We start from the raw sequence: 8,503 nt of genomic DNA on the forward strand, positions 1-8,503 counted from the left end.
CAGTCAAAGAAATCCGCAGGTTTTAAACCCCCGGATTTCAAAAAGGTCAGTCTTTTTTGTAAAACATGGTTTCGTATCCGTCCGCCCGAAGGACAAGTCCATCTGCCCAGGGCGGAGTCCGTCCCATCTGTTCACAGATAGCGTTCAAATCAACATTCATGCTGCACTCGATGATCAATTCATCATGGACATGAGCACAAATAAAACAGTGCCGAAGCGTCTTCATGGCATAACACAGAATATCTCTGGATATCGCCTGCACAATGTTCTCTACGAACTTCGGACCGTAGCTCTCAATCCGCTCCCATTTCTTTGTGGCACCTACTCCCTCATAGGTAACGGATTCACCGCCAAAACGATTTTCCCCCATCCTCGGCTTCACATAGGACAGCTGCCTTCCTGACGGTAGCGTAATAAACAACATGCCGTTCCTGCATTCAAAACAGATGCCTTTAAGCACAGACGGTTCCCGCTGCCGGATCGCCTTTTTGACAGCCCTGTCCACGTCCCACCAGAACCGAACGATATTCGGATTTGCAGAACGCCAGGAATCTACCAGCGGCTGCAGTTCCTCTTCCTGTAGTCCCATTTCGATAGCTCCCATGGATTTCAGGGCACCGACTGATCCGCCATAACCAAGCGCCAGTTCAGCGATCTTGCCCTTCTGCCTTAACTCCGCATTCTGGCCATGCTTCTCAACCGGAACGCCGAACATCGCAGACGCTGAGGCACAGTAGATGTCACCGTTGTTTACGAATACGTCCGTTCTCCACTGCTCCCCGGCAAGCCATGACAATACTCTTGCCTCGATAGCGGAAAAGTCGGATACGATGAACTTCCTTCCAGCTGCCGGTACAAACGCCGTCCGGATCAATTCTGACAGCACCGCCGGTACATTCTCATATAACATCGTCAGAGCATCCAGATCCCCGGTCTTCACTAGGTCCCTCGCCTGTTCCAGATCCTCCATGTGATTCTGAGGAAGGTTCTGCAACTGAATCAGCCTTCCCGCCCATCTGCCTGAACGATTGGCTCCATAGAACTGGAACATTCCCCTTGCCCTGCCATCCAGACAAACTGCATTCTGCATCGCCTGATACTTTTTCACAGATGACTTAGCCAGCTGCTGCCGGAGTCGTAAAACTTCCTTCTGATCCTCAGGGACTTCCTCGATTAGCTTCGCCACGTCCTTCTTTCCCAGTGACTCCACTTCCGTTCCCTGATCAGACAGCCACTGCTTCATCTGTGCCACACTGTTCGGATTCTCCAAGTCAGTCAGTTCTTTCATTGTCTCCTGCAGTTCCTCGCGTGTCTGTCCGTCCAGTTCGATTGCTTCCTCCACGACCTTCATATCAAGAGCAATACCCCTGTCGTTGATTTCCTGATCCAGATGATATTCATCCCATACAAAGCCGGGCACCGGATACCCCGAAAGCCTTTTCTGAATCGACATCTCCACCTCCACGTCCATCTTGTTGTAGGATTTGAAGAGATCCCATTTCTCCGGATCATGCTCCGGCAGATTTCTTGTCCTGCCTCCGTTTACTTTCGTAGCCTTACACGGCACACAGAAATACCTGATCAGATCACGGCCTTCCTTCAGTTTCTGTTGTTCAAGACCTAACACCGCACCGGAACCCTCCAGTGACAGCGGAAGACCCATATAGGCAGACCACACCATTGAACACCGCCACGCCTCCGGATCCAGATAATTCCGGACAGAATCTCCATCTATGCTATAGCTGCGGAAGTGCTCCGGATGGTTCCGCCGCAGCCACATGGACAGACACACCCTCTCAAAGGAAGCATTGAACGCCCATTTCACCACAGACTCATCCGATAAGGCAGAGATCACGTTCTCCGGTATCTCTTCCCCGCAGGCAAGATCGACCACCTGCACTTCGCCGCCATTTACGGCGTACCCAAACAACAGGATGTCAAAATCCGGATGCTCCACATACTTGTACACGCCGCACTTGTTCAGGTCATATCCTGAGTAAGTCTCGATATCTATACTCAAAGTCTTAATATCAGACACTGTATCCACCTCCATTCAAAGAAGGCACCGACCGCTCCCGACCGATGCCCTCCGTCTGATTTACTGAGCAGTTTCTTCCTTCTTAGCCTGCTCTTCACGTTCCTGCTTTTTCTTCTCACGATGGTCGTGGATCTTTGTGCCGATCCACATAGTGAGCATTGAAATGATAATCACCACATTGATGGTCGTGCAGGTAATAAGCACCTGCGAATATACTGTCTGATCCATTCTTTTTACCTCGATTCTTAGATTGTCACCGGCGGCAGCTTATACTACCGCCAGCTTTGGTTTTCAGTTATGACAGGAAATCGTCATCCTCATCCGTAGCAAAGTCATCCTCTGCCCTGGACTTACCTCCAAGAGGCTCGCCGTCACGGATCTTCTGAAGGTTATTCAGACCGCAGGCGATACCACGGTTTCCGTTGCTGTTGAATGCGTAGAAGTTAATGGAAGCCCTGCCGTACACACCGGAATAAACCTCCGAACGGTCAATGATAGGCTGTCTGTCGGCGTCCACGATCCCCGGAGCCATTCCGCTGTTCGCGTTGACAAAGTAAGCGTTGGCATAGGCCTCATCATCCGGTCTCTCCGTATCTCCATCCCTTAAGGGAGTCTTCAGTGCGGAAAGAGCAGGAACACTCTTGCCGTTGCCCTTCAGCTTGCTCTGTCCCTCATCGTATGCTGCCTGAATCGCCGCCCTGATCTTTTCCAGCGTCTTTGTGTCAGACTTCGGAATGATCAACGACACCGAAAACTTCGGAGCACCGCCGTTGATGGACTTCGCGTCCCAGACGTTTGCATAAGACCATCTGGTCTCAGGACCTGTGATAACCTTTGTCGGATTGATAAAATTCTTGTTAGACATAATGTATTTCCTCCTAATTGTCTTTGAAATCTTCAGCCGCCGTATTCATGGCAGGCCGTTTGTCACTCTCCGGCACAAGCGCCGGTTTACCTGGCGGCTTATGAGTAAGTCCGCCCAACAGTTCCTCAAATCTCTTCTTCCCAAGCAGGGAAGTCATCGCTGTAATACCAAGCAGCTTTTTTTCAAAAGGATCTTCCCCTGCTGCCTGTACCGCTTCAGCGACTGCAGCTTCATCGGTATACTTCCGGTTGCTCCTGCCCTCGACCACTTTGAAGCCCGGATATTCTGTTCCGGAAAGAGCCTGCTGCAGTGCATATTCCTTAACATCGCCCGCCCATGAAACAAGACTGTCGATCTTTGGCAGGATCGCCGCGATCTCTTCTTCATCCAACGTGTCCGGCATCTCAAAGTCATACCGTGCAAGCTCCAGATTGTACTCTGCACGCTTCCTGCAGGTCGCCTTAATCTTGCAGAACTGGCAGTGTTCTCCGGCTTTAAACTCACCCTTGCCTTCATATGCCAGCTTTGCGGTCGGCACCAGGACCTCTTCCGCCCAGGCAAGCAGTTCTTCCTTTGTCATGGAATATGTGCTGACATTTTCCCTGCGTGGCTGGTAGATCGTCATCCGGATCTCTCTGATATCGTAGATACCGTCAAACAATTCCACCGCTCCCAGCGCATAACACATCATCTGCGGATTCTTCTCTGCCGATACCAAAACGCCAAGACCATGTTTGTAGTCAATGATCTGAAGCACATCATCCGCCACGATCACGCAGTCACCGGTTCCGAAACCATCCTCTACCCATCGGGAGAAGTCCAGTCTCTGCTCCACCATGATCTGTGGATCCGGACAGTGCTTCTTCGCCTCTTCCACCTGTTCCATTACATAGGAGCAGTATCCTTCAGCGCAGTCCTGCATTTCCTGATCGTAGTAGTCAAGGTTCTCCGTCGGATCTTCCACATCCCTTCCAAGAGCCTTTTCTACCAGATAGGCACAGAGCTCATGGCAGTCCGTCCCCTGCCGTGCATAGGGACTTGCCCTCTCATCCACACCTTCGCAGGCTTTCGCTGACGGCGGACATTCAAGCCACCTGTGCGCCGATGATGCCGACAGAAATGCGTGTTTAGCCATCTCCCAGCACCTCCGCTTCCGCCTTCAGTTCACCGTACTTCGCCGGATCTACCTCAGACAGCTTGTCCGCGCCATACTTGGAAAGCAGCTCCTTCACCTCGCTGGTGTGTCCCTGTCTGGACTTCTCCGCAAGAACCGCCCTGACCTCTGCAAGTGTGACCTCTTTTGCCTTCTGCTTCTTCTCCGTCTTCTTTGCAGGCTTTTCTTCCTTTGTCTCTGCTGCCGGTTCCGCGTCCGCTCCGGAGAACATCTCCGTCAGCGTTTCAGAGATCCCGATCAGCACCTCGCCGCAGTGCTTAAGCTCTGCAAGTTCCGCCGCAAGCTCGCTCATTTTTCCCATTGCCGCTTCCTCCTTCTTTGACTTCTTTCACATCCACCGACTCGACCGACTGTCCAGGCTTAAGCAGATACACCTGCGTAAAATCCCCGAACAGGAATCTGATCAGTCTCGCAGGAAGCCTTACATCCGCTCCTTTGAGAACCGTCCCGGTATTGCCGTGTGGATCAGTGACGTTGATGGTGATTCTGTGTTTCAATGCCATCTTTTCCACCTCGCTTTCTGCAGGAAGTTCCTCTCCCTTGCATATCCCAGTCAAAGAAAGAGGGGCGTTTTAAACCCCTCTTCCGAAAAACTTTTAAATTTCTTTCCTGCACATCTCAGTCAGTGTCTTCTGGATGCGACGCAGCTTCTTTGAAATGGTGTTCTGCGACACACCTTTCTTCTCCGCAATCTCTTCCTGAGAATAGCCTTCCGTGAAATACAGTCTGTACAGATCCTGGTCTTCCTCCGGCAGCTCCGCCAGTTTCTCATAAAGAAGTTCCTTCTGCGGATCAGGCTCTTCCGCTGTCATCTCCGCAAGCTGTCTGGAATAGATACTGGTATCCTGGTTCTCCGTCTTCATAAGGCCGTCCATCGAAAGATTCCAGTTCTTCTCAGGTTCTTCGCCCGGATGCTGTGCCTTCCATTCCTCAACTGCCTTCTTCTGCCAGGATTCCATCTGCGGTCTGCTGTTCTTAATGTTGTTGTAGACCTCAGCGTCATCGAAGGAATGCAGGGCCTTGATCCAAACCTCTGCCTCGCTGCCTTCGGTAATGACAGATACCGTCCCGTCATTGAACCTGTACACATACTTGTCTCTCTCACTTGTCGGTGTTTTCCTGAATAACATCTTTTGCCTCCGTTCTGGCCTGGAGGCAGTGAGAGCAGGGTACCCGGTACGAACTTTCGATCGAAGTACCCCCGAACCGGCTAAGAAAAGCGCAGAAAAACAAGGGTACTTACACCCACGTTCCATCAGTTGCCTTTATCGCAACTGCTTTCACGTGGTATGTCGTATCCTGCCTCACTGCGCACATGTGGCCGATATGAATTTTTTATTTGAGCATCCGTGGATACCCATCAGAGCAGTCATCCGCAGATAGCTGCTCTGATCCGTACCCAAATCTTTAGAATCCTAATACTTAAACAGGGGATATTTTCTGTTTTTGAAAACTCACAAAACGAAAAAAAGCCACTCAGATGCTACTTTCAGAATTCAAAGCATGAAACCTATAACCTTTCATGTCTTTGAGTCCTGTAATACGCATCTGAGTGGCTTACGAGTGACTCACTATTATCTTTTTCGTCTGGCCGCCGATCCTGCATAAACCGGTATCTTTCGATTACCGCAAAGACGGCATTTTATATTCAAGACCTCCTTCTCTTGAAGCGGCTTAGGCGTTCCTACTACAAAGCAGTTAGCCTTCGCCGGACATTTCGGAATGTATGGACAACGATATTCAATCTCATCTCCTTTCTCGAAATCCGCTTCTGGCGGCATTTCATAGTCTGATCCAAACATCCCAACCAGGTCTTGGTAAGTTGTTTCCGCCCTTATAATAGGCCTCACCTCCCATTCCTGTGGTATCAAAAATAATAAAGCCGAAGCCAATTCCTTCACCTCCAGTGAAAAAACCAACTCCGGCATGACGACCTCGATATTAACGGATCTGAGCTCGGCTCATTATTCTTTTTTATACGTGATATGACGATAAGCGCCTTAACGTGCTCTTACGTTCGCGTTCTGTCATGTGTACCCAAGCAGGGTAAATCAAGTCGCTGACAGCAATTACTACATCTTTTGCATGGCCGTGTTTATCACGGTATTTCATGTGATAACAGAGTGAATCATCGTCCTCACGAACTAAATCACAAGCTCTGTCATCAGTAGCATTTTTTACTTCAAGTATTTTTCTCATGAATTTCCTCCAAATGTTACTGTATCTTCTGTGGAAGTTCGTCCTTTTCTCCGTTTGTAGAATTGCTAATAACTCTACGTACTTCCTCAATTTCTTCAGTGGTCATATAATCACCCATAACCATATAAGAAATGACTAGTCCTGCAGCTTTTATAGATTCCTTGCCCGTGATCATCTTCTTATTTGCACTACCTATAACGAGGATATTGAACCAGAGAGGATTATCCATAGACCAATCAACTTTATCAAGCTTCATAACAATATCAGCCCAATCGAGATCCTTCTTCTGCGCCATATATGCAACATGAGCCAGTGCCATATGCGTAACAGGTTTCATAAGAAGACTCTGTTCTCGTAGTTTTGAAACTGTTTTATCTTCACGGGTTAAAGCCAAATACTCTCTGTATATGGACAGCCCTTTTAGTAACTGTTCCCAAAAATAGGTGTTATTCTCAAAAGCCTCCTCTATTGACTCTTCATCAGTAGGAAGCACCTTTGCTGACCATCCACGGTCCTTTTCCAATGTTTCCGCGATTGTATACAATGCACTCACTGTTGTAAGTTGTTTGCTGCGCTTCGACAGGGTATTACTTCTCCAGTTTACCAGTTCGATATCCCCAATCTTAGCAAGGACTTCTCCTTCACTAAATAAGCGCCTTGCCAGTGACGCCCAAATGTCATCATCAGCGGTGATTATGTTTTGTCCACGCCCCGTCTGTCTTGCGTATTTATTCACCTTGTTGAAGATTTTACGGATTTTCATGTTGTCCGTATGCTCTACAAATATTACGCTTATTTCTTCCTTTGCTAATTCGGGATGCGGCTCCAAGGCTAACATCTGCGTTGTCATTTTCTTCCCACCAAGCATCGCCGCAGAAATAGCACTTGATCCTTTTAAGCACAACTTCATCGCAATAATACGATGCTGCCCGTCCAAAGCTATAAGCCGTTCTTGTCCTGGTAATGTAAGGAATCCAACATCTTTTAAAGGGATTCTATATGCAGCACTAAGCTGTGGAATGACATCCGTTATAGGCTCAAAAATCATATCCTCAAAGCCCGAATAAATGTCAACGATTACGCATCCAAAGAACCGATCCTTATCCTCTGTAAAATATGGGCAAATCTCATTTACAACTCTATTAATATCTGGCTCACGCTGCATTTTTTCATCTGCAGTCATATCTTTCCATTCTGGCAGTTCAACCGCCAGTCCAACTGTATCTACAAGTTCACCAACGGGCATTTTCCCAAGATAATACTCTGTGGTGCCCAGCTTTCCTTTCTGTACGCATATTGTTTTCACGCGACACCTCCTATGTTTTTCAAAAACATCCATGATCATGATACTTCATGTATTATTTTTTGTCAAGTGTTTTGATGTATGTTTTCTGCAAACATTTTTCAAAATAAAAAACAGAGGGTCTCATCCTCTGTTTTTTATCAAATGTTTTTCAAAAACATTCTATTAAGTTGTTACTTCACAGGAGCCTCTGCAATACCTACCCGCTCTCTAATTCCACTCATTTTTGCATAACGCCACATGCGTTCAAGAAGACCATTGTAATATCCGTTAAACTCATTTCTAATAATATTTTCAGTTGAGGTTCCGATAATAAGCTCATTTCGATGTTCTATTTTAATAATGTAATCATGGCTTACGAGGCTATTGCTCTTCCGCAGATTACATCTCGGACATGACAATACAAAATTCCACAAATTATCGTTTTTTACAAAGGTCCAAGGAATGAAATGGTCCACATGAATATTGTTAGTCAGTTTCTTTCCACAGTAAAAGCACCGGTCTTCTTGAAATTCCTTATACAAAATATCCCTATACATAGATAAGTCTTTTCTATGTGGAGTAGCTAGCTCCAACTTCTCCAACACCCTCACCAAAGCATCGTCATTATTAACTTTGGTGTTAGTGTGAAAATGGGTCGGTAGTGCATTATTTTGCACGAGGCATTTGAGATAATGGTCATATCAAAGGAAAGGCGGATATGACTATGAAAGATATCAAAAAAGCCATCGACATTCTGAGGGATTTCTCCAAAGAGGAAATCCTTATCATTTTCAATACTATTATGGAGAGCGTACACTCGGATAAAAAGAAAACCGAGTTGTATGACTGTCCATATTGCTCTGGTAAAAAGGTTATCCGTTATGGCAAGAAGCACGGTAAACAGCGTTTCCTCTGTAAGGAATGCCATAAAACCTACATAAC

Annotated in this window: 12 protein-coding genes; 1 reads left to right on the forward strand and 11 read right to left on the reverse strand. The window is 47.3% G+C overall.

All coding sequences use genetic code 11. The annotated features are described in order from the left end of the window. Positions 1–46: 46 nt before the first annotated feature. The 11 genes from G625_RS0109250 to G625_RS21235 all read right to left on the reverse strand — a co-directional run bounded on the left by G625_RS0109250 (position 47) and on the right by G625_RS21235 (position 8,163). Positions 47–2,029 carry a DNA polymerase gene (locus G625_RS0109250; RefSeq protein ID WP_029200902.1) on the reverse strand — a complete coding sequence of 661 codons (1,983 nt, stop codon included), beginning with the start codon at positions 2,027–2,029 and terminating at the stop codon, positions 47–49. 69 nt (positions 2,030–2,098) lie between these two features. Further along, positions 2,099–2,266 (reverse strand): hypothetical protein, encoded by a 168-nt coding sequence (locus tag G625_RS22390; RefSeq protein ID WP_156885083.1) that lies wholly within the window; start codon positions 2,264–2,266, stop codon positions 2,099–2,101. Between the two features lie 67 nt (positions 2,267–2,333). Then, positions 2,334–2,903 (reverse strand): DUF2815 family protein, encoded by a 570-nt coding sequence (locus tag G625_RS0109260; RefSeq protein WP_029200903.1) that lies wholly within the window; start codon positions 2,901–2,903, stop codon positions 2,334–2,336. Positions 2,904–2,916: 13 nt separating this feature from the next. Further along, entirely contained in the window at positions 2,917–4,038 is a 1,122-nt protein-coding gene (locus G625_RS0109265) for a DUF2800 domain-containing protein (protein WP_029200904.1), read from the reverse strand. Then, positions 4,031–4,378: a hypothetical protein gene (locus tag G625_RS0109270; protein ID WP_029200905.1), complete on the reverse strand. Its 348-nt coding sequence runs from the start codon at positions 4,376–4,378 to the stop codon at positions 4,031–4,033. Before G625_RS0109270 ends, G625_RS0109265 begins: the two co-directional genes overlap by 8 nt. Then, complete coding sequence (locus tag G625_RS0109275) at positions 4,335–4,580, reverse strand: hypothetical protein (RefSeq protein ID WP_029200906.1); 246 nt, start codon at positions 4,578–4,580, stop codon at positions 4,335–4,337. The genes G625_RS0109270 and G625_RS0109275 overlap by 44 nt, the downstream gene beginning before the upstream one ends. 93 nt (positions 4,581–4,673) lie before the next feature. After that, entirely contained in the window at positions 4,674–5,207 is a 534-nt protein-coding gene (locus G625_RS21230; protein ID WP_029200907.1) for a sigma-70 family RNA polymerase sigma factor, read from the reverse strand. 444 nt (positions 5,208–5,651) lie between these two features. Beyond that, positions 5,652–6,005: a hypothetical protein gene (locus tag G625_RS0109285; protein ID WP_029200908.1), complete on the reverse strand. Its 354-nt coding sequence runs from the start codon at positions 6,003–6,005 to the stop codon at positions 5,652–5,654. Positions 6,006–6,051: 46 nt separating this feature from the next. Beyond that, positions 6,052–6,276: a hypothetical protein gene (locus tag G625_RS0109290; RefSeq protein WP_029200909.1), complete on the reverse strand. Its 225-nt coding sequence runs from the start codon at positions 6,274–6,276 to the stop codon at positions 6,052–6,054. A 16-nt stretch (positions 6,277–6,292) separates the two neighbouring features. Further along, the gene (locus G625_RS0109295; protein WP_029200910.1) at positions 6,293–7,582 is read right to left on the reverse strand and encodes a DNA sulfur modification protein DndB; all 1,290 of its coding nucleotides are present in this window, start codon (positions 7,580–7,582) and stop codon (positions 6,293–6,295) included. A gap of 170 nt (positions 7,583–7,752) precedes the next feature. Continuing rightward, positions 7,753–8,163 carry an HNH endonuclease gene (locus tag G625_RS21235; protein WP_029200911.1) on the reverse strand — a complete coding sequence of 137 codons (411 nt, stop codon included), beginning with the start codon at positions 8,161–8,163 and terminating at the stop codon, positions 7,753–7,755. Positions 8,164–8,279: 116 nt separating this feature from the next. On the opposite strand from G625_RS21235, the gene G625_RS19185 reads away from it, so the two are divergent. Beyond that, positions 8,280–8,503 (forward strand): transposase-like zinc-binding domain-containing protein (locus tag G625_RS19185; protein WP_044932142.1); only part of this gene is annotated, 224 nt, incomplete at its 3' end.

Source organism: Oribacterium sp. NK2B42, from assembly GCF_000424445.1.
Classification (GTDB): Bacteria; Bacillota; Clostridia; order Lachnospirales; family Lachnospiraceae; genus Oribacterium.